Raw genomic sequence first — 19,064 nt, 5'->3', positions numbered from 1 at the left:
TTCTAAGGTTTTTTCAGCACATATCCCATTCCGATTACGGTGTGAATGAGTTTTTTGTCGTCCTGATTATCAATTTTCTTTCTTAAATAATTGACGTAAACATCCACAACATTGGTTCCCAATTCATAGTTTACTCCCCAAACTGCATCCAGAATTTCGGCTCTTGAGATTACTTTTTCAGGATTGTTGAGAAAGTACATCAAAAGTTTGTATTCTGTAGTCGTCAGTGAGATTTCTTCTCCGGCGCGGGTCACTTTCTTCGTATAATCGTTCACTTTGAGATCTGAAAACTGAAAAAGATATTCGTTAAATGTTTCATCTTCTGTAATTTCCGGAGTTGAAATAGGCACACTTCTTCTCAATAATGACTTAATTCTGGCAACCAGTTCGATAAATTTAAAAGGTTTCACAAGATAATCATCACCACCGCTTTCCAAGCCTAGAACAATATTTTCCGAACTTCCCAAAGCCGTGAGGAAGAGAATCGGAACGTGTTTGTTGGTTTTTCTGATCTCTTTGCAGACATCCAGTCCGTTCATTTCAGGAAGCATGATATCTAAGATGACCAGATCAAAGTCATTTTCCTGCACCAGAGTGACCCCGGTGCGACCGTCAAAAGCCACCGAAACTTCATAACCCTTTTCCTGAAGTCCTTTTTTAATAAAAGAAACTACGCTGGTTTCATCTTCGATCAGAACAATTTTTTTCATAATGCAACGAGTTTCACAAAAATAAGGAAAAGAATATTAATGAGGATATGTGAAAATAGAGTTACTAAGATTGGTTTAAAAGTTAAGAAAAGATTCAAGTTTTAAATTTTCATATCATTTTATTAGGCCAAAAAACAAAGTCTTCTTCACTCCGAGGAGTCTTAACATAGCAATTTTAAACTTATCAGATTTTGCAGAATAACAAATAACTGTAATTTTACAAATTGAAGTGAAAAAATTTAGGAAATAGCAAAAAAAAGCTGCCAAAATTGACAGCCTCATTTATTTTTAAAAGAAATTTAAAGCATTCCCAGCTCAAATTTTGCCTCTTCACTCATCATATCTTTGTTCCAGCTTGGCTCGAAAGTGAGCTCTAAATCTACGGATTTTACATTTTCTACATCCGCCACCTTATCTTTCACTTCCTGTGGTAAAGTTTCAGCAACCGGACAGTTAGGAGTCGTTAAGGTCATGATGATTTTAACATCTGCTTCTTCCGAAATCTGAACGTCATAAATCAACCCCAATTCGTAGATATCTACCGGAATTTCCGGGTCGTAAACAGTTTTCAGTACTCTTATAATTTCTTCACCAATATCGGCAATCTGGTCGTCTGTAAAGTTCATTTGTTAATCTAAATTGATATTTCTCTGCAATAAATCTTCCTGACGCATACGCCGGAAAATGTTTGCCAAAGTTAAGACATCTTTTTCACAATAGTCAACTATTCGCTGCAAGTCTTTTTCTATGTAGTAGATTGATGAAACCATTGAGCCGTCAATATCATCTTTCGGGGTTGGGATTCCGAAAACATGAGCCAGTAATTCTAGTGAAACATAGCTTTTGTAATCTCCGAATTTCCAGAGTTCCATCGTATCAAGATGTGGGATTTCCCAGGGTTTTTTTCCGAACATCTGAAATGGAGCAGGGGGCTGCATTCCATTGATCAGAAATCGTCTTGCAATCCACGGGAAATCAAATTCTTTTCCGTTGTGGGCACAGAGAATGACATCGCGGAGTCTCGGGCTGTTAAAAATTTCTCCAAACTCCTGCAGTATTTTTTTCTCGTCATGTCCTGCAAAACTTTTGATCTTTAAAGTATCATTTTTTTCGACCATTCCTATGGTGATGCAGATGATTTTCCCAAATTCTGCCATGATTCCCGCTCTTTCATAAAAATCTTCAGCAGAAATTTCGTCCTTACGTTGATGTCTTGTTTTTTTGTCCCAAAGTTTTTGTTCAGTTTCAGATAATTCTTCCCATGACCCTGAATTTGGAACTGTTTCTATATCAATGAATAATACCTTATCTAAAGGAATGTTCTGTATCATTTATGTGTTTTAAATAATTAATTGACTGCGTTCCGTCTTTCGAAACCGAATACGTTTTTCACGACTTATCCTACCTGCAATCCATTTTTTGTTAGCAGTGAAGGTGAAAGAAGTGTCACATCTTTTTTGTCTTCACCATAAACTCCCAAAACCAGACATTCACTGAAAAAATTGGCAATCTGCTTTTTAGGAAAATTGACAACCGCTAAAATCTGTTTGCCAACCAATTCTTCTTTTTTGTAGAGCGTTGTGATCTGGGCTGCAGATTTTCTGATTCCTACATCTCCAAAATCAATTTCAAGCTGATAAGAAGGGTTTCTTGCCTTTTCAAAATCATTTACTGAGATTATTGTTCCGCATCGGATGTCTATTTTTTCAAAATCTGTCCAGGATATTTCAGGTTTGATATTCATTACAGGTTATTTTGATTTAAAAAAAATAATTGACTTTAAACAAAAGTATTAAAATTTTAAAATAAAATTCTACCAAAATATATAAATAAACTAAGGATTTTTTTTAATTTTACCCAAAACATAACTGATGCTGATAAAAATTTACGGTAGCGCAATTCATGGCGTTTCAGCCCAAACCATTACAATTGAAGTCAATATAGACACAGGTGGAGTAGGATACCATCTCGTTGGTCTTCCCGACAATGCCATCAAAGAAAGCAGTTACAGAATTTCAGCCGCGCTCAAAAATGTAGGTTACAAAATCCCCGGTAAAAAAATAACGATCAATATGGCTCCTGCCGATTTGCGTAAAGAAGGAGCCGCTTATGATCTGAGTATTGCCATTGGAATTTTGGTCGCTTCGGATCAGATTATTGCCAAAAACGTGCATGATTATATTATCATGGGTGAGCTTTCTCTTGATGGAAGTCTACAGCCGATCCGTGGAGTTTTGCCGATTGCAATCCAGGCAAGAGAAGAAGGTTTCAAAGGAATCATTTTACCTAAACAAAATACACGGGAAGCTGCGATTGTCAATAATCTTGATGTTTACGGAGTTGAAAACATCAAAGAAGTTATTGATTTTTTTAACGAAGGAAAACCTTTGGAAAAAGTAGTTTTAGACACCCGAAAAGAATTTCAGGAGAAAATAAATAATTTTCCTTTTGATTTTTCTGAAGTGAAAGGTCAGGAAACTGCAAAAAGAGCAATGGAAGTCGCTGCAGCAGGGGGACACAATATCATTCTCATCGGACCTCCGGGAAGCGGAAAAACGATGTTGGCAAAAAGAGTTCCCAGTATTTTGCCGCCGCTTACTCTAAAAGAAGCTTTGGAAACCACAAAAATCCATTCTGTTGCAGGGAAAATGGGAACTGAAACTTCTTTGATGACCGTTCGTCCGTTTCGTTCACCTCATCATACCATTTCAGATGTCGCACTTGTAGGCGGAGGAAGTTATCCTCAACCAGGAGAAATTTCTCTCGCTCACAACGGAGTTTTATTTCTTGACGAAATGCCTGAATTTAAAAGAACGGTTCTGGAAGTGATGCGTCAACCTTTGGAAGATCGTGAAGTAACGATTTCGAGAGCGAGGTTTACTGTCAATTATCCTTCGAGTTTTATGTTGGTGGCTTCGATGAACCCAAGTCCGAGCGGATATTTCCCCGATGATCCGAATAATACATCATCAGTTTTTGAAATGCAGCGATATATGAATAAACTTTCGGGACCACTTTTAGACCGGATTGATATTCATGTCGAAGTGCAGAAAGTGGAGTTTGAGCAGTTGGCTGAAAAAAGAAAAGGTGAAAAAAGTGAAGATATCAGAAAGCGGGTTCTGGTTGCGCGCGAGATTCAGAATGAGAGGTATAAGGATTTGTCAATCAGTTATAACGCTCAAATTGGTTCACGCGAAATAGAGCAGTTTTGTGAATTGGATGATGCGTCTTTTAGCCTTATCAAAATGGCTATGGAAAAGCTCAATCTTTCAGCCAGAGCATATGACCGGATTTTGAAAGTCGCAAGAACGATTGCTGATCTGGAAGAATCTGAACGGATTCTTTCTCATCATATTTCTGAAGCAATACAGTACAGAAGTCTGGATAGGGAATTTTGGAATGTTTAAAATGAAAATATTATTTTGGAGCTAGACTATTAGATAAATCTGATAACATATATATATGAGAAATTAATCTATTTCTTCAGCCACCACTGACTGTCTTTACGGTCAGAACGCTTCACGCCATTATCAATATTGTAGGCAAAACCAATCCCCAAAGTTTGTTTCAACTGCGTTTTCTGAATCTGATTATGATCGTACATCAAATCTAAAGTAACGATTGATGAAACAAACCTATTGATTTTCATATTTAATAACATATTGTAAGACAATACCATATGATCAGGTTTGTCAAGATAATTTGAGAAAATAGAACCGGTGTTGGTCATTTCAATATTTTCCATCAGTTTTACTTTATAAATGGCAGAACCCAGAAAACCGATCTGCATCAGGAAAAAATCTCCGTCAGCTTTTAAACCGTAATTTCCCGCCAACTGTAGTTCTTTATCCAAAACGAAGGTAAATCTTCCGTTGGCAGGTCTTAAAGTCACCGTAAGATTCTCATCGGGTCTGTAGGTAATACCTAAACCGGCATTCACATAACCCGGAGCCATAAAATTGGATATTTTCTTGGCTTCAGGATTATTACCATCTTCAAAGCCACCGGAAAACTGAGATAAAACACTTGCTCCGGTAGAAAGATACCAGCTTTTTGAGAATTGTCGTCCATAGTTTGTAGAAAGATTCAAAACGTCCTGAGTTTTTCTGGTTCCCAAACCTTTTGTAGTATTTTGCCCGTAGTTAAGGATAATAATATTTTCCCAAAGGTGACGCCCATTTTCATAAACCAGATTATAGTTTGCACTTGCAAGCCAGCCGACATTGTTTGCTCCTCCGCCGACCCAGTTTGAGAAGGCTGCCTGATTAAACATTACACTGTTTTTTGCAGTCACAGACCAGTGTCTTGGTTTTTTGATGGTGTCAACCGCAGCAGAATCGCTGATAACTACTTGTGCAAATGAATACATACTCAGATACATAAAAAATAAAACGAAAATCTTTTTCATAAATCTCAATTTTTTCAGATACAAAAATAGGATATATTGTCAAATTGAGATTTCAACCATTTTCAGAGTTTTGTAACAAAACAGATTTACGTCATTATTTTGAAAAATTAAATACCAAAAACATTACTTTTTGTCTCAAATAATTTATTAAAATTAAAATCATCGACAAATTTTCCGAAATTTATCATTGGCTTTTGATTTGACAGTTTTCAGATATGTTTAAAAATGTAATTTACAAAAATGCTATCATCAATCCTCTTCTTATGTTGGGAGCAATGTGGTTGGGATACTTTTTACAGATGCAGGGCTTTTTTGCAAGTTGCTTTGGAGCAATTATTCCTTTATTACCGGAAGGCTTGTTGGGCATTATAACATCGCCTCTCCTTCACGGAAGTATAGATCATATTGTTGGAAACTCAATTCCTATTGCCGTGTTGATGGGTCTCTTGTACCAGTTTTATCCATTGGTTGCCAATAAAGTTTTTATTTTAGGCTGGCTTGCAACGGGACTTTTACTTTGGATGCTTCCACCTATTGATATTCTGACGGGGCAATATTTATATACATGTACAATCGGAGCAAGTGGTGTTGTTTATGTGCTTGCATTTTTCCTGTTTTTCAGTGGAGTTTTTAAATGGAATACAACCTTGCTGACCATTTCACTCTTAGTTGTTCTTTATTATGGAAGTTTGATTTGGGGAATGTTTCCTGAAGAGCTTTTTTACAATATGCAGGAGCCGAGCAAGATTTCCTGGCAGGCACATTTGTCGGGTGCAGTTGTAGGAAGCATTTTAGCTTTTGTTTTTAAAAATGTAGGTGATAAAAAGAAAAAATACATTTGGGAATTCCCCAATTATTACAGCGAGAAAGACGATAAATTGTGGCAGGAATACAAAGAAAACCATCCCGAAGATTTCCTTGAATTACCTTATAAGAAAAATGAAGATATTTGGGATCATTTAGAAGAAATAAGGAAAAAATAATTCTGAATTTTATTACATTTGAAGAAAATAAAACACAAATGTACTCTGAAGAACATCTCTATTCTATTGCGTTGCGTGAATGTAATTTTATTGGTGATATTAATTTTTTTAAACTTGTCCGCAGTTTCGGAAGCGCAAAAAACGTTTGGGAAACATCAAAAAAAGACCTCAGTAAAACTGACGGAATCGGAACCAAAACAGTTTCTGACATCGGAAATCCTGAACATCTGAAATTTGCCGAAAAAGAGCTTCTTTTCTGTGAAGCTAAGTGTATAAAAATCAATTTAAGGCATCAGAACGAATTGCCTTTTTTATTAAAGGAATGTGATGACGCACCTGCAATTTTGTATCAGAAAGGAAATTTTGACAAAAATTTAAAACCTGTAAGCTTAGTCGGAACAAGAAACATTACAGCTTACGGCAAAAAATTTATTGAAGATTTTTTCGAAGAAGCAAAATCACATCAGTTTATTTCAGTTAGCGGATTAGCTTTAGGCGTTGACAAGGAAGTTCATGAATATTCTTTAAAACATCAAATTCCTACGGTGGGAGTTTTGGCGCATGGTTTTCACACCTTATATCCTTCTAAAAATAAAAAGCTTTCTGAAAAAATCATTGAAGAAAACGGAGTTTTGCTGACAGAATTTAATTCATCCCGAAAACCTGACCGTGAAAATTTTATTCAGCGGAACAGAATTGTTGCAGGTATTTCATCTTCTACTATTGTTGTTGAAACGGCTTTCGGAGGCGGCTCGATAAGTACTGCAACGTTTGCAAATACTTACAATAGAGATGTTTTTGCTTTACCCGGAAAAATTACAGACAAATATAGTCAGGGTTGTAATCAGCTTATTTTTCAGAATAAGGCAACAGCAATTTCTACGATAAAAGATTTGCTTGATTTAGTTGGATTTAATGATCCTAAAGAAAAAACGGCAGAGCTCTTCCCTCATAGCGAAATAACCGTTCAATTGTCTGAAAGTCAGGAATTAATATATATAAAAATTGCAGAAAATCCTCATGTATCGCTGGACGATCTGGCGGAGAAAATCTCGGTGGCTTCACACAAAATTCTGCCTGTAATTTTAGAATTAGAGCTTTTAGGTAAAGTAAAATCATTTTCCGGGAGACAATTTATTGCGATTTGAAAATTAACGATTTCTTAATATTTCATTATTTCACATATAACATTTAATTTTTAACAAAATTTAAATCATAATTATCAATTTAATAATATTCTGTTTCATTATTATTGAATTATCAGCAAATATTAAATAAGCTATTGTGAATCTTGAAAAAAAAATTAAATTTGTTGACATAATATTCAACCTTACCTAATATGGAACAATATAATATTGACCAGAAAATACAGGAATTTATCGCTAAAATTGAGGCGAAAAATCCTAACGAACCGGAATTTTTACAGGCAGTAAAAGAAGTTGCCGTAACAGTAATTCCGTTTATCCTGACAAGAAAAGAATATACCGGCATGAAGCTTCTTGAAAGAATGGCCGAAGCTGAAAGAATTATTATTTTCAGAGTTCCATGGGTTGATGACAAAGGAGAAATTCAGGTAAACAGAGGTTTCAGAATTCAGATGAACTCTGCGATCGGACCTTATAAAGGGGGAATCCGTTTCCATCCTACGGTAAACCTTTCTGTACTTAAATTCTTAGCTTTCGAGCAGGTATTTAAAAACTCACTGACGACTCTTCCGATGGGAGGTGGAAAAGGAGGTTCAGATTTTGATCCGCAAGGAAAAACCGATATGGAAGTGATGCGTTTTTGTCAGGCTTTCATGACAGAATTGTGCAAGCACATTGGTCCGGAAACCGACGTTCCTGCGGGAGATATCGGTGTTGGAGCAAGAGAAATCGGATATTTATTTGGTCAGTATAAGAAAATCAGAAATGAATTTACCGGAGTTCTTACAGGAAAAGGTCTTGCTTACGGTGGTTCATTGATCCGTCCTGAAGCTACAGGATATGGTGTTGTTTACTTCGCTGAGCAGATGCTGAAAACGATCGGCCAGACTTTTAAAGACAAAACAGTAACGGTTTCAGGTTTTGGTAACGTTGCTTGGGGGGTTATCAAAAAAGTACATGAATTGGGCGGAAAAGTGGTTACACTTTCAGGTCCTGACGGTTATGTTTATGATAAAGATGGTATCGACGGAGAGAAAATTGATTATTTATTAGAATTAAGATCTTCAGGGAATAACAGAGCTGAAGATTATGCTAAAAAATACCCGTCTGCAGTATTTCACGCTGGAAAACGTCCTTGGGAAGTTAAATGTGATGTTGCAATACCTTCTGCAACTCAGAATGAATTGGACTTGGAAGATGCTAAATTACTGGTAGAAAATGGTTGCCTTTGTGTAACAGAAGCTGCGAATATGCCTTCTACATTAGATGCTATCAATTATTTCCTTGACAACAAAGTGTTGTTCTCTCCTGGAAAAGCTTCTAACGCAGGTGGTGTTGCTACTTCAGGTTTGGAAATGACTCAAAACTCAATCAGATTAAACTGGACTTCTGAAGAAGTTGATGCAAGACTGAAAGAGATCATGATCGGAATCCACAAAGCTTGTAGAGACTACGGAAAAGAGGAAGATGGCTATGTGAACTACGTAAAAGGTGCCAACATCGCCGGATTCGTAAAAGTTGCAGAAGCAATGCTTGCTCAGGGTGTAGTATAAAAATATCAGGGTCGGGAAGTTTTCCTGACCTTTTTTCTTACAGCCTGTCCCGGGACTATAAATGGGAAAATAGTAATAGTGAAAGAGGAAAGCGTTGAATTTATTCAGCGCTTTTTTTATCTTTATGAAAAGGATTCAAGATGAAAAATACATTTGAAAAAATTGAAGAATATTACCTTTTATTTCCGGAAGATATCCAGGAGAAATTTGAAAGTATAAGAAAAACAATTCATACTCAGGATTCTGACATCGAAGAATATATTGGTTATCAGATGCCTGCTTTCAAATATAAAGAAAAGCCTTTGGTTTATTTTGCTGGATATAAAAAGCACATTGGCTTTTATCCTGGTGCCGAAGGAATCAAAAAATTTGAAAAAGATTTTAAAGAAAGAAAATTGAAATTTTCAAAAGGAGCAGTACAGTTTCCTGTGACCGAAGATTTACCTTTAGATCTGATAGAAATGATCATACAATTCAGAATGATGGAAATTGATCAGAAAAAATCCTGAAACATTCTATTTCAGGATTCCATTTTTACTATCTAAAAACTACTTCTTGCTGCAAATCAATTGGGGATTGATTTATTTATGAAACGCACCCTTTTGAAATAAATTATCTGCGAAGGTGGTTTTAACGAAACTTTATAACATTTTGCAAACATTTAAGATTCCGAATTACTTATTCAGATTCTTCATCAGATTCTCTACAAACTCAAAAGCCGCCGGACAAATAACGGTATTCTGTATCATCAAGTTATTAATCTGATAAATTTTTTTTCTATCGGTGTGCGGATATTCTCTGCACGCTTTTGGGCGAACATCGTATATTGAGCATGTATTATCATTGTTTAAAAAAAAGCATGGAAGATTCTGCAAAACTTTATCATTGTCTTCATCAACACGAAGAAATTTTGCTTCAAAATCTGATTGTTTCATTCTCAGATGTTTCGATATGCGTTCAATATCTTTTTCAGTATACAATGGTCCTGTCGTTTTACAGCAATTGGCACATTGAAGGCAGTCAATCTTTTCAAAAACTTCTTCATGCGTTTCCTGAACAATATAATCGAGATTTTTAGGAGGCTTTTTTTTCAAACCTTCTAAGAATTTTTTATGCTCTTTTTGCTTCTGTAAAGCCTGTTTTTTGTGTGATTCTAAATTCATTATAATCTTTCTGTCTCAAAAACAGGAAGTTCTGCTTTCTGGTATTCATTAATTTTATCAAGATCCAAAACAGTAGAATCTTTTTCTTCGTCAGGATAGTACATGGGTGAAAATTTTGCTCCGTATATAATTTCTCTTGACACATATGATGATCTCTGAACAACTGTGTTTGAAAATACTTCGTCAAATGCTCTTACATGAACGATGATTTCAATATTCGTATTTGCAAAATCATCTGCAGAAAACCCGGCAAATGGAGAATTTTCATCAATTTTATGCACTATCGTCCAGTTAAGAGACAAAGTGTTGATTTTACTTAATTGAGTTTCCAACCGGTAAAAATTACTTTTTGTTGCACCATTTTCGTTGATCTCAATTGCCGTTGAAAGTGTAACATCCGCATCTGTCAAAGCATTATTTTTATATGGAGCCAACCTGAACATCAACGCTGTAACACCCTGAAAAGGAGCAATCACCGCAATATCTGAAAACTTAAGGTAAGCTCTCGGTCTGGAAAATCTTCCGTAAAAAAGACCCGTTGCAATTGCAAAGGTAAGCAATCCCAGGAATGCCTCAAAAGTAGCCACCAAACTTGCCATAAATCCTACCGGAGCAATTCTTCCGTAGCCAACCGTTGTAAACGTCTGAGAACTGAAGAAAAACACATCGATAAACTCATCCGTCGGATTACTCTTGTTGATTCCGGTAAGATGCTCTACACCGATCAGATAATAAATACACGCAAAAACGAGATTGATCAGAATGTACATCACCACCAAATAGGTAATAAACCGGAACGATGATAAATTCAGCATGGTGTGATACCAGCTCAATCTGTTAAAAATATTAACACCTTTTCTTCTCACATTCGGAAGCCCGTCTTTATTGATAAATCTTCCCGAAGCCCTGCTTCCGAAACCACTGTTTTCTGTGTTTTCCTGGCGAATTCTTTTTCTGAAACCTTTTGCCATATCAGTTTGTATTATTTCATCATTAAAAGAACAATAATTTGCAAAGATAAAATATTGTTCTTATGAAATTTATCAATTTTAAAATTGAATTCCGCATTTAAATTTAAGCTAAATTTGATGTATGAAAAAGCTGGAATCAAGAGAAGACATCGAGCTTCTTGTCAATAGTTTTTACGCAAAAGTAGTTAAAGATGAAACAATTGGTTTTTTCTTTAAAGATATTGTGAAAGTAGACTGGGACAAACATTTACCAAAAATGTATTCTTTCTGGGAGACCATTCTTTTCGGACAGATGAGCTATAAAGGAAATCCTATGCAAATGCATTTTCCAATCAACGAAATAAAAGCAATGGAAAAACAGCATTTCGCAAAATGGTTAGAACTCTGGAAACAGACCATTGAAGAAAATTTCACTGGTCAAAACGCTTCAATGGCCATTACAAAGTCTGAAAATATCGCCAATTTAATGGCTTACAAAATGGAAATGGCAAGAAAACTTTAATCATTTAAAATTTTAATTAAAATTTAGGGAACGATAACGGTAAAAATATAAGCTGCTAAATTTACCAAGAGAACAGTTCCGTACAGAATATTTGTCTTTCCGCGGCTTAATGAAAGCATAACGATGAAAACAGATAAGGTGAGAAGGATAATATCTTTTTTATCTAATCCCAAAACCAGCGGAATATCATACATGATACTTACTACGGAGATCGCAGGAATACTCAACCCGATACTTGCAAGAGCAGATCCTAAAGCTAAATTTAAACTCGATTGTATCTGGTTATTTCTCGCTGCACGAATCGCCGCAACTCCTTCCGGAAGCAGTACAACCGCTGCAATAATAACTCCTACCAAAGATTTTGGTGCTCCCATACTTTGTACCATGTCTTCAATAGTTTTTGAAAGACCTTTCGCCATCAAAACCACAATAACCAAACACACCACCAAAAATAAAAAGCTCACAATTGCCTGCGTTCTGTTTGGAATAAAATGCTCCTCTGCATTTCCATCTGCAGGTACAAAATAACTTCTGTGTCTTACCGTCTGAACCATCAGAAAAACGCCATAAATCACAAGACAGGCAATCGAAACAAAGATCAATTGGGCATTGTTATAATAAGGTCCGTTAACGCTTGAAGTAAAGTTCGGAAGAACCAAAGTAATCACAAGAATGGAAACAATACTTACCAGATAAGTCGTTGCCGAAGTACGTGCAAAAAACTGCTCAAAATATTTAACTCCGCCAACTAAAATACAAATGCCTATAATTCCGTTTAAAATAATCATTACCGCTGCAAAAACGGTATCTCTCGCTAACGTAAGAGCCTGCTCACCACCCGCAACCATCAGAGAAACAATGAGTGCAACTTCGATAATCGTGATACAGAGCGCCAAAATAATCGTTCCGTAAGGTTCGCCAACTTTATGGGCAACAACTTCTGCGTGATGTACAGCAGAAAGCACACTTCCTGTCAGTAAAATTCCGGCAATGATATCAAAAATAACTCCTGTTCCCATCAAACCCGTGAAGTAATAAATCACTGCAAGGATGGGGAAAATATAGGTGTAGTTTAAAAATTCTTTTGGTTTCATAAGTGTCCCTAAAATACAAAAAATCTATGGGTATTCAATTATCAAAAGAAAATATTAATCGTATTTTAATGATTCCACAACACAAAATCCAGAAAATCTGTCAACATATGAAAAAGGAGACCAATACCGATTATTCTTAAATTTCCTTTGAAAAATAGCAGCAAAAAATACACCGCAATAGCATAATAAGAATGTAAAAAATGAAAACCAACACTCATTCTATCGGGATCAAAAATAGGATCAGCAAAGAGATGATCTAGATCGACGAGCATTGTTGCCAGGAGAATCAAATAAACTTTCTTCCAGCTTTTTCTGTAAAATACCAACGCAATAAACACCGGAAACACCAAGTGTAAAAAATAATGAGTGAATGTTTTCAAAACAGCAAATTCAGATGTACCCATTGTTTATCTTAAAATTAAAGGTAATTTTTCTTTTTTAAATTTAATTTTTACATTATAATCATACTCTTTGTTTGCGAAAAAAATATATTCGATGTTTGAAAGTATCTTTTTCTGAGCGGGATTTAACTGATGAAAAGATGAAGATAGCAATTTACTGTTCTTGAGAAAAATATAGTTTTTGTATTGTTTATGAGGTAGTTGCAAAGGCTTTCTTGTTGACTGAATGATAACTTCTTTACCTCTCGCCTCAATACGATTTGGCTGAAACGGAATCGCTGTAAACTGATTCTGATCATTAATCCACTTATTATTTTGGAATATTTTCCATGTTTTATCAGGATTTAAACTTTGAAGAGAAATGGTGAAGTTGGGTTGAATAATTTTCTGATAACTCACCTTTTCAATTTCATTAAAATTGTCATCGTAACCGTAACTGATGATTGTATCATTCACTTCTTCAAGATCTGCATTGGCTCTAAAATAGCTGATCTGAAGAGAATCTTTCAAGGCTTTATTGAAAAACTGAAGCCCGTTTTTCACATTTTTCTCATCCAATTCCGCACTCAAAAACTGATTTTTTTGTTGAACTTTTAAAAGTAATGATGCAAAATCACTTACGTTTTCGGGGTTTTTTACCTCAATTTTATCTGAATTTAAACTGATCAGAAAATTGGTAATTTTTGATTCTGAAATGTAAGAAATGCTTCCCGCAGAATTTTCGATGAACTGATCTGCATTCAGAATATTGGTTTCTGATTTTGATAAAAACTCATTTCTGATATTTTCAAAAGTAGCATTTGAAGTTCCGACAATACAGGTTTTTTCTTTAATATCAATAAAAACACCGTCTCTAAAGAAAAGATTTTCTCCGTTTTTGATGAATTTATTTTGTTTTAAATAGTGTAAAAATTGAGTTTTATCCTCAATTTCCAAAATGGTATACCAATCGCCCAACCGAGTGTCTTTCAGGTGAAAAATCTGAATAAAATCCGGAATTTTAATCCCGGATTTATAGATAGAAATTCTGTCTTTATTTTTCCCATCACTTTTAAACCATTCTGAAGGATGAGTCACCAAAGCAGAAATATATTGTCTCATGACTTTTTTCACATCAACTAAAACCACGACATCTGCATTTTTGGGGATAAATTTCAATGTTTTATCCTTCTGAAATAACAGAACATAAATTCCAGTTGCAATTAGAAATACGATTGCAAGAAAGATATATTTCTTCTTCATTACACTTTCAAATTAATTAAAATTTTATTTAAATCTAAAAGCAATTTAAAGTGTCTGCGCTTTTTTGTCTGCTTCCTTGTTTTTGAAAATTTCATCAAACAGATCGAAGAAATACATCAAACTGTTTTCAGAATCAGGATTGGTGTTGTAATTCATTTCGGTTTGGATGCTTCCGCTTTTTGCTTCTGTCTTAAAGTACATTTCACCAACATTTTTTTTCAGCATATCCAAAGTTTTTCTTTCAGACGGTGACTTGAATTCTTTTTCAAGACCAACCAAAAGTTTTTTGAAATCCAATCTTCCGGACAAAGGATATTTTGCGGAATCTTTCATCGATTTTTCAGATTCTGAAGATTGATTTTTAGTATTTAAATTTTCCGTTGAAGTGGTAAGATAAACAATTCCGTCTTTTACAGTGAAAAATAACTGATCAACGTAACCATTTTTACCATCTTTAAGAGAATAAAAATCTCCGTTTTTTGTAAACTTTTTCGCAAATTCTTTATTGGTTGACAGTACGTCAAAAATACGTTTCCAATATCCTTCATTTTCGGTTGCAAAAGCAAAAGTAAAATCGGGAACCATCACATCTTTGGTTTTTTTGATTTCTTTTTCGTTGTAATCATCATCGTATTCAAAATCTGTGTATTCTACTTTTTTAGATTTCAATTCGTTTAAAACAAAGATTCCGTTTCCTGGTGCGATTTTAGAGATGGCTTCTTCATCAAGAACGATTTTCATAGTTTCCATTACCAACTGTGCTTCTTTCTGATATTCTTTTTCTCCCGCATCCTGAAGAAAACTGTACATCATATCAAAATATTTGAATCCGTTGACGTTCATTGCGTAATAACCGATGCTTTTGTCGTTGATCAAAGCAGTCAGTTTCTTGTTTTTCTTTCCTTTATAAACAGCCGAGATGTTCTTTTGGGTTTCCGGATCTTTATGCTGATAATTATTGACAAGTCTTACTTTATCTTTGTCGAAATACAGATTGTAAGCCGAGTTCGAATTATACATTTTCCCTAAAAACTGTGTAAAATCATAGCGACGATACATATTTTTGTAAAGTCCTTCATTCAGAATTTTACCGTAATCAGCATACACGAAAACATCAGAATCGGCATCACGGAAATTCAGCATTTCTGCGGGAGCTTCAATTTCAAGATTAGAATTGAAATATTTATCGAAATCACTTTCCGCAATTCCTTTTACGATTTTGAATTTTTCGGCATTCAGAGAATCCATTTCTTTCTGATATTGAGAATCTAAAGGATAAGCTTCAGTTTCTACATAATCGTCCTGAGAAATCGGTGGTGGCATCGCCTCAACAGTTTCTTCTGGATATGCAGAGTCGACTACCGCTTCTGGCTCTTTCTTTACTTCCGGATATTTATGATGCTTTTCAAGATATTTGATGTCTTTTTCATATTTGGAGATGTCTGCATTGTATGACTTGATATCTGATTTAAGGTATTTGATTTCTTCTTTCAGATATTTAATCTCTTCTTTATAATCAAAAGGCTTTTCTTCTTCTTCATAAGCAATATCGGCACTGTCGACAGGCACGGCAATGCTATCCACCATTACTGCGACTGTATCAGTCACCAGCTCTTCGTTCCAAATATCTTTTGAGCGTTTGTTATAGTCAATCAATGTAATCATGGCGTGCTGATCGTTCCATGCAACGAAAAGATCTTCATCAAGATCAACATAAGAATAACTGTTTTTCTTAGAAATTTCTAATCCTTTTTTCTTGCTTGAGTTGATAAATTCCTGAAATTTTTCTTTGTTGTCTAAAACAAAATGTGCTGTGTAAGACTTTACAGAATCGGAAATTCTCGCATAATGCTTTTGAGTTGCATCGTATTTTATTCCGGTTTTAGAATAGTCATTCCAGGAAGGCTTTCCTTTTTCTTTTTTGTCAATCTGCTGCAAAAAGGGATTAAATTTTTCCCAGTTGATTTTTTTATCAAGCTGCCTTCCGTTGATTTCCATGTAGAAAACTGCATCGGAAGGAACTTTCATGTTGTTTTGTGCAAATGCAAACGCAAAACCAAAAAGCAGAAAAGCGATTGTTTGTGTTTTTAGTAGAATAGATTTCATATATAAAATGATGATTTACTGGAATAAAATGGTGTTTTGAATCTGTTTTTTCTGAAGAATAAAATCGAGAATGTTTCCGTCAAGCTTCATCGCTTTTTTGTTGGGCGAAAGCTGATAGGCAGTATTCGACTGAGATTTTACCGTGTTTTCAAACTGGAGAACCGAAGTGTATTTAGCATTGTTAAAAACTTCTTTATCTGCCGTACTCAGTTTTTCGTACTCACTTTTGAAGGTGTTGATTTTATTTCTTACAAATGATTTCTTTGCAGGATTATGATTGTACATCTGTGTCGGGATCATTTTTCCGAGAATATTTTTGGCTTTCAACTGTTCTAATCCCGCATTTACATTTTCGATTTTTTTAAAATTACAGCTTAGCTTAAGGATGTAATTATCAAAGTCCATTGAAGTTTTTACATTTGAAATTCCTGGAACACTTTTGAAAATTCTCGCTGCTTCATTGATTTTAGACTCAATTTCGGCTTTTTTCGGAACTTTCTTGCCGTTGATGGTTTCCATTTTTGATATGGAAGCTAAACGTGTTTTGCTTTTACTGGCATTGAGAATAAGTGAATATTCACCACTTCCGTCAGCTTTTACATTGACTTTGTCTAAAATATCAAAACAACTCGTGAGAAACAGTAAAGGGAATAGCAACAAAAGCTGCTTAAAAGAAATTTTCATGATTTAGAATTAGAATGCTAATTTACTTAAATTTAGTTTTAATAATCTCGTTTTGAAGACATTTCCCTCAACTAAATTCTGCCTTTGAGGTAATCTTGTCTCAGCTCTTCATCTAACTTTTCAATGGCATACCGAAGGCAGGTTCTCGGCATTTTTTTATAATATTGATTGAGATATTTTATGAGCTCAGCTTCGTTTTTATTTCCCATTTCTCGCAAAAGCCAACCATTCGCTTTATGCATAAGATCATGCGAATGTTGTAAATTTTGAGTCACAAATTCTTTGGTCAGTTCAAACGAGCCTTTTTTTATATAGTACATTGTTCCTACAACAGCAATTCTTTTGTGCCACATCTGATCAGAATTTGCAAGGTTTCTCAGAAGGCTTTCTTTCTGATTTTCAAAAGTATACCTGCCCAAAATCTTGTAACAGCTTGTGTCAACCAGATCCCAATTGTTGACGTATTGAAGATGATTTAGATAAAATTTAACGATCTCATCTTTTACATTCTGCTCTTTTGCTTTTTCAAACTTCGAAATGAGCATAAACAATGCAGTTAATCGATGTTCGTGGATCTCTGAAGAAAGCAGCTCGCTCAATTCTTTCAAAGAAATTTTTGAAAAATATTCTTTTGCCACTTTTCTCTGCTCAGGAACAATAACTCCGATGAATTTGTCGCCTTCTCCATATTCTCCTTTTCCTGTTTTGAAAAATCGTGGAAAAAAGGCTGCCTTTTCCGGAATCGAAAGAAGACTGAGCGCTTCTTCTATTTCTTTTACAATATGATTCATTGGCTATCAGTCATTTATTTTCCCTGATCTAAAGCAAAACTTTCCTGTTCCTGTTCTTCTTTTGCAATTTGATTCGGATTGGCAACTTTAGCAATGGTAAGTCCCTGAACAATAATCGAAAACACAACCACACAATAAGTAATACTTAAAATAGCATTGCTGTATTCATTTTTCGGAATCGACATTGCCAAAGCGATGGAAACACCGCCACGAATTCCTCCCCAAAATAAGACTTTGATGGTTTGCGGACTAAATCTCGTTCTGAAAGACATGAATTTTGTAGGTCCCCAAATTGAAATAAATCTTGCAACCAAAACCACAACAATCGCCAAAAGTCCTGGTATCACATAATGGTTTAAATCTTTGATCATCAGCAATTCAAAACCTATAAAAAGGAACAGAACGGCATTCAGAATTTCATCGATGAGTTCCCAGAATTTAATTAAATAATCCTGAGTGATCGATTTCATTTTGAATTTAACATTAAAATTTCCCATAAACAATCCTGCAGCAACCATCGTCAAAGGACCGGAAACGTGCATCTGTCTTGCAACAAGATAACCTCCCATCACAACAGCAAGTGTTACCAGAACCGAGATAATATAATCATCAACTTCACGCATCAATCTTGATGTAACCCAACCTAAAAGAACTCCTAAAAGCAATCCTCCGCCGGCTTCTTTTATCAATAGAATCATAATATTTTCTACACCCAAATCGACTTCGCTACCAATTGCAAGCTGTAAGACAACCGTAAAAACCACCACTGCCATACCATCATTAAATAATGATTCTCCGGCAATTTTTGTCTCTAATGATTTTGAAATATTAGCTTGCTTTAAAATACTCAATACCGCAACCGGATCGGTAGGTGAAATCAATGCTCCAAAGACCAGACAATAAATAAACGGAATGTGTAACCCAACAAAAGGCAACAAATAAAACATTCCAAATCCTACGATAAAGGTGGAAATAATCACACCTGCGGTTGAAAATATGAGGACAGGACGGAACTGCTCCTTTAAATCATTAATATTAATATGAATTCCTCCTGCGAAAAGAAGAAAATTAAGCATTGCTCCCATCAGAACTTCGGTGAAGTCGATACTGTTCATCAAACTACTCAGATGACCGAATGTTTTTGGAAATGAATTTTCACCAAATAAAACCAAAATGATAGAGATCACGATGGCAATGACCATAATCCCGATGGTGCTCGGAAGTTTTAAAAATCTGTAGTTGATATATGCAAAAATAGATGCTAATACGATAAGTGCTGAAAATGAATAATATAATTCCAATCAATTGTTG

At 35.1% G+C, this 19,064-nt stretch carries 20 protein-coding genes; 6 read left to right on the top strand and 14 right to left on the bottom strand.

All coding sequences use genetic code 11. The features are described from left to right. Positions 1 to 2: 2 nt before the first annotated feature. The 4 genes from AC4FQ5_RS03090 to AC4FQ5_RS03075 form a co-directional block, all read right to left on the bottom strand. A complete protein-coding gene (locus AC4FQ5_RS03090; protein WP_491141039.1) occupies positions 3 to 710 on the bottom strand; it encodes a response regulator transcription factor in 708 nt (235 codons plus the stop codon). A gap of 299 nt (positions 711 to 1,009) precedes the next feature. Next, positions 1,010 to 1,336 carry an SUF system Fe-S cluster assembly protein gene (locus tag AC4FQ5_RS03085; protein ID WP_491141038.1) on the bottom strand — a complete coding sequence of 109 codons (327 nt, stop codon included), beginning with the start codon at positions 1,334 to 1,336 and terminating at the stop codon, positions 1,010 to 1,012. A 3-nt stretch (positions 1,337 to 1,339) separates the two neighbouring features. Next, positions 1,340 to 2,041: a 3'-5' exonuclease gene (locus AC4FQ5_RS03080; RefSeq protein WP_491141037.1), complete on the bottom strand. Its 702-nt coding sequence runs from the start codon at positions 2,039 to 2,041 to the stop codon at positions 1,340 to 1,342. A gap of 65 nt (positions 2,042 to 2,106) precedes the next feature. Continuing rightward, the gene (locus AC4FQ5_RS03075; protein ID WP_491141036.1) at positions 2,107 to 2,454 is read right to left on the bottom strand and encodes a tRNA-binding protein; all 348 of its coding nucleotides are present in this window, start codon (positions 2,452 to 2,454) and stop codon (positions 2,107 to 2,109) included. A 127-nt stretch (positions 2,455 to 2,581) separates the two neighbouring features. On the opposite strand from AC4FQ5_RS03075, the gene AC4FQ5_RS03070 reads away from it, so the two are divergent. Next, the gene (locus tag AC4FQ5_RS03070; protein ID WP_491141035.1) at positions 2,582 to 4,117 is read left to right on the top strand and encodes a YifB family Mg chelatase-like AAA ATPase; all 1,536 of its coding nucleotides are present in this window, start codon (positions 2,582 to 2,584) and stop codon (positions 4,115 to 4,117) included. A gap of 68 nt (positions 4,118 to 4,185) precedes the next feature. Here AC4FQ5_RS03070 and AC4FQ5_RS03065 read toward each other — a convergent pair whose 3' ends face one another. Further along, entirely contained in the window at positions 4,186 to 5,118 is a 933-nt protein-coding gene (locus AC4FQ5_RS03065) for a DUF3078 domain-containing protein (protein ID WP_491141034.1), read from the bottom strand. A 215-nt stretch (positions 5,119 to 5,333) separates the two neighbouring features. On the opposite strand from AC4FQ5_RS03065, the gene AC4FQ5_RS03060 reads away from it, so the two are divergent. From AC4FQ5_RS03060 to AC4FQ5_RS03045, 4 genes are all read left to right on the top strand, one after another. Beyond that, positions 5,334 to 6,101 carry a rhomboid family intramembrane serine protease gene (locus AC4FQ5_RS03060; RefSeq protein WP_491141033.1) on the top strand — a complete coding sequence of 256 codons (768 nt, stop codon included), beginning with the start codon at positions 5,334 to 5,336 and terminating at the stop codon, positions 6,099 to 6,101. A gap of 38 nt (positions 6,102 to 6,139) precedes the next feature. Then, positions 6,140 to 7,249 carry a DNA-processing protein DprA gene (gene dprA, locus AC4FQ5_RS03055; RefSeq protein ID WP_491141032.1) on the top strand — a complete coding sequence of 370 codons (1,110 nt, stop codon included), beginning with the start codon at positions 6,140 to 6,142 and terminating at the stop codon, positions 7,247 to 7,249. A gap of 191 nt (positions 7,250 to 7,440) precedes the next feature. Beyond that, positions 7,441 to 8,799, top strand: a complete 1,359-nt coding sequence (gene gdhA / locus AC4FQ5_RS03050; RefSeq protein ID WP_491141031.1) for an NADP-specific glutamate dehydrogenase — start codon at positions 7,441 to 7,443, stop codon at positions 8,797 to 8,799. A 140-nt stretch (positions 8,800 to 8,939) separates the two neighbouring features. Continuing rightward, complete coding sequence (locus tag AC4FQ5_RS03045) at positions 8,940 to 9,308, top strand: iron chaperone (protein ID WP_491141030.1); 369 nt, start codon at positions 8,940 to 8,942, stop codon at positions 9,306 to 9,308. 165 nt (positions 9,309 to 9,473) lie between these two features. Here the strand turns inward: AC4FQ5_RS03045 and AC4FQ5_RS03040 are convergent, their stop codons facing one another. Both AC4FQ5_RS03040 and AC4FQ5_RS03035 read right to left on the bottom strand, forming a co-directional pair. Then, positions 9,474 to 9,962 (bottom strand): YkgJ family cysteine cluster protein, encoded by a 489-nt coding sequence (locus AC4FQ5_RS03040; RefSeq protein WP_491141029.1) that lies wholly within the window; start codon positions 9,960 to 9,962, stop codon positions 9,474 to 9,476. Continuing rightward, the gene (locus AC4FQ5_RS03035; RefSeq protein ID WP_491141028.1) at positions 9,962 to 10,933 is read right to left on the bottom strand and encodes an ion channel; all 972 of its coding nucleotides are present in this window, start codon (positions 10,931 to 10,933) and stop codon (positions 9,962 to 9,964) included. The genes AC4FQ5_RS03040 and AC4FQ5_RS03035 overlap by 1 nt, the downstream gene beginning before the upstream one ends. A 121-nt stretch (positions 10,934 to 11,054) precedes the next feature. On the opposite strand from AC4FQ5_RS03035, the gene AC4FQ5_RS03030 reads away from it, so the two are divergent. Further along, a complete protein-coding gene (locus tag AC4FQ5_RS03030; RefSeq protein WP_491141027.1) occupies positions 11,055 to 11,435 on the top strand; it encodes a group III truncated hemoglobin in 381 nt (126 codons plus the stop codon). Positions 11,436 to 11,458: 23 nt separating this feature from the next. Here AC4FQ5_RS03030 and AC4FQ5_RS03025 read toward each other — a convergent pair whose 3' ends face one another. From AC4FQ5_RS03025 to AC4FQ5_RS02995, 7 genes are all read right to left on the bottom strand, one after another. Then, the gene (locus AC4FQ5_RS03025; RefSeq protein WP_491141026.1) at positions 11,459 to 12,529 is read right to left on the bottom strand and encodes a calcium:cation antiporter; all 1,071 of its coding nucleotides are present in this window, start codon (positions 12,527 to 12,529) and stop codon (positions 11,459 to 11,461) included. 65 nt (positions 12,530 to 12,594) lie between these two features. Continuing rightward, positions 12,595 to 12,933 carry a DUF6122 family protein gene (locus AC4FQ5_RS03020; RefSeq protein ID WP_491141025.1) on the bottom strand — a complete coding sequence of 113 codons (339 nt, stop codon included), beginning with the start codon at positions 12,931 to 12,933 and terminating at the stop codon, positions 12,595 to 12,597. A gap of 3 nt (positions 12,934 to 12,936) precedes the next feature. Next, positions 12,937 to 14,172 carry a hypothetical protein gene (locus AC4FQ5_RS03015; RefSeq protein WP_491141024.1) on the bottom strand — a complete coding sequence of 412 codons (1,236 nt, stop codon included), beginning with the start codon at positions 14,170 to 14,172 and terminating at the stop codon, positions 12,937 to 12,939. A 45-nt stretch (positions 14,173 to 14,217) separates the two neighbouring features. Further along, positions 14,218 to 16,278 carry a hypothetical protein gene (locus AC4FQ5_RS03010; protein ID WP_491141023.1) on the bottom strand — a complete coding sequence of 687 codons (2,061 nt, stop codon included), beginning with the start codon at positions 16,276 to 16,278 and terminating at the stop codon, positions 14,218 to 14,220. A gap of 15 nt (positions 16,279 to 16,293) precedes the next feature. Continuing rightward, positions 16,294 to 16,962, bottom strand: coding sequence for a hypothetical protein (locus tag AC4FQ5_RS03005; RefSeq protein WP_491141022.1), 669 nt, complete (start codon positions 16,960 to 16,962; stop codon positions 16,294 to 16,296). 71 nt (positions 16,963 to 17,033) lie between these two features. After that, entirely contained in the window at positions 17,034 to 17,753 is a 720-nt protein-coding gene (locus AC4FQ5_RS03000) for a DNA alkylation repair protein (protein ID WP_491141021.1), read from the bottom strand. 14 nt (positions 17,754 to 17,767) lie between these two features. Then, complete coding sequence (locus tag AC4FQ5_RS02995; protein ID WP_491141020.1) at positions 17,768 to 19,054, bottom strand: cation:proton antiporter; 1,287 nt, start codon at positions 19,052 to 19,054, stop codon at positions 17,768 to 17,770. Positions 19,055 to 19,064: the final 10 nt, after the last annotated feature.

Source organism: Chryseobacterium sp. DT-167, assembly GCF_058310155.1.
The sequence above is the reverse complement of the archived record's forward strand: the minus strand, read 5'-3'. Positions and strand labels throughout refer to the sequence as shown.

What these genes read in the sequence shown, in the direction of transcription:
- AC4FQ5_RS03090 (WP_491141039.1), bottom strand. Translation starts at nt 710, where the DNA reads ATGAAAAAAATTGTTCTGATCGAAGATGAAACCAGCGTAGTTTCTTTT.
- AC4FQ5_RS03085 (WP_491141038.1), bottom strand. Translation starts at nt 1,336, where the DNA reads ATGAACTTTACAGACGACCAGATTGCCGATATTGGTGAAGAAATTATA.
- AC4FQ5_RS03080 (WP_491141037.1), bottom strand. Translation starts at nt 2,041, where the DNA reads ATGATACAGAACATTCCTTTAGATAAGGTATTATTCATTGATATAGAA.
- AC4FQ5_RS03075 (WP_491141036.1), bottom strand. Translation starts at nt 2,454, where the DNA reads ATGAATATCAAACCTGAAATATCCTGGACAGATTTTGAAAAAATAGAC.
- AC4FQ5_RS03070 (WP_491141035.1), top strand. Translation starts at nt 2,582, where the DNA reads ATGCTGATAAAAATTTACGGTAGCGCAATTCATGGCGTTTCAGCCCAA.
- AC4FQ5_RS03065 (WP_491141034.1), bottom strand. Translation starts at nt 5,118, where the DNA reads ATGAAAAAGATTTTCGTTTTATTTTTTATGTATCTGAGTATGTATTCA.
- AC4FQ5_RS03060 (WP_491141033.1), top strand. Translation starts at nt 5,334, where the DNA reads ATGTTTAAAAATGTAATTTACAAAAATGCTATCATCAATCCTCTTCTT.
- dprA (WP_491141032.1), top strand. Translation starts at nt 6,140, where the DNA reads ATGTACTCTGAAGAACATCTCTATTCTATTGCGTTGCGTGAATGTAAT.
- gdhA (WP_491141031.1), top strand. Translation starts at nt 7,441, where the DNA reads ATGGAACAATATAATATTGACCAGAAAATACAGGAATTTATCGCTAAA.
- AC4FQ5_RS03045 (WP_491141030.1), top strand. Translation starts at nt 8,940, where the DNA reads ATGAAAAATACATTTGAAAAAATTGAAGAATATTACCTTTTATTTCCG.
- AC4FQ5_RS03040 (WP_491141029.1), bottom strand. Translation starts at nt 9,962, where the DNA reads ATGAATTTAGAATCACACAAAAAACAGGCTTTACAGAAGCAAAAAGAG.
- AC4FQ5_RS03035 (WP_491141028.1), bottom strand. Translation starts at nt 10,933, where the DNA reads ATGGCAAAAGGTTTCAGAAAAAGAATTCGCCAGGAAAACACAGAAAAC.
- AC4FQ5_RS03030 (WP_491141027.1), top strand. Translation starts at nt 11,055, where the DNA reads ATGAAAAAGCTGGAATCAAGAGAAGACATCGAGCTTCTTGTCAATAGT.
- AC4FQ5_RS03025 (WP_491141026.1), bottom strand. Translation starts at nt 12,529, where the DNA reads ATGAAACCAAAAGAATTTTTAAACTACACCTATATTTTCCCCATCCTT.
- AC4FQ5_RS03020 (WP_491141025.1), bottom strand. Translation starts at nt 12,933, where the DNA reads ATGGGTACATCTGAATTTGCTGTTTTGAAAACATTCACTCATTATTTT.
- AC4FQ5_RS03015 (WP_491141024.1), bottom strand. Translation starts at nt 14,172, where the DNA reads ATGAAGAAGAAATATATCTTTCTTGCAATCGTATTTCTAATTGCAACT.
- AC4FQ5_RS03010 (WP_491141023.1), bottom strand. Translation starts at nt 16,278, where the DNA reads ATGAAATCTATTCTACTAAAAACACAAACAATCGCTTTTCTGCTTTTT.
- AC4FQ5_RS03005 (WP_491141022.1), bottom strand. Translation starts at nt 16,962, where the DNA reads ATGAAAATTTCTTTTAAGCAGCTTTTGTTGCTATTCCCTTTACTGTTT.
- AC4FQ5_RS03000 (WP_491141021.1), bottom strand. Translation starts at nt 17,753, where the DNA reads ATGAATCATATTGTAAAAGAAATAGAAGAAGCGCTCAGTCTTCTTTCG.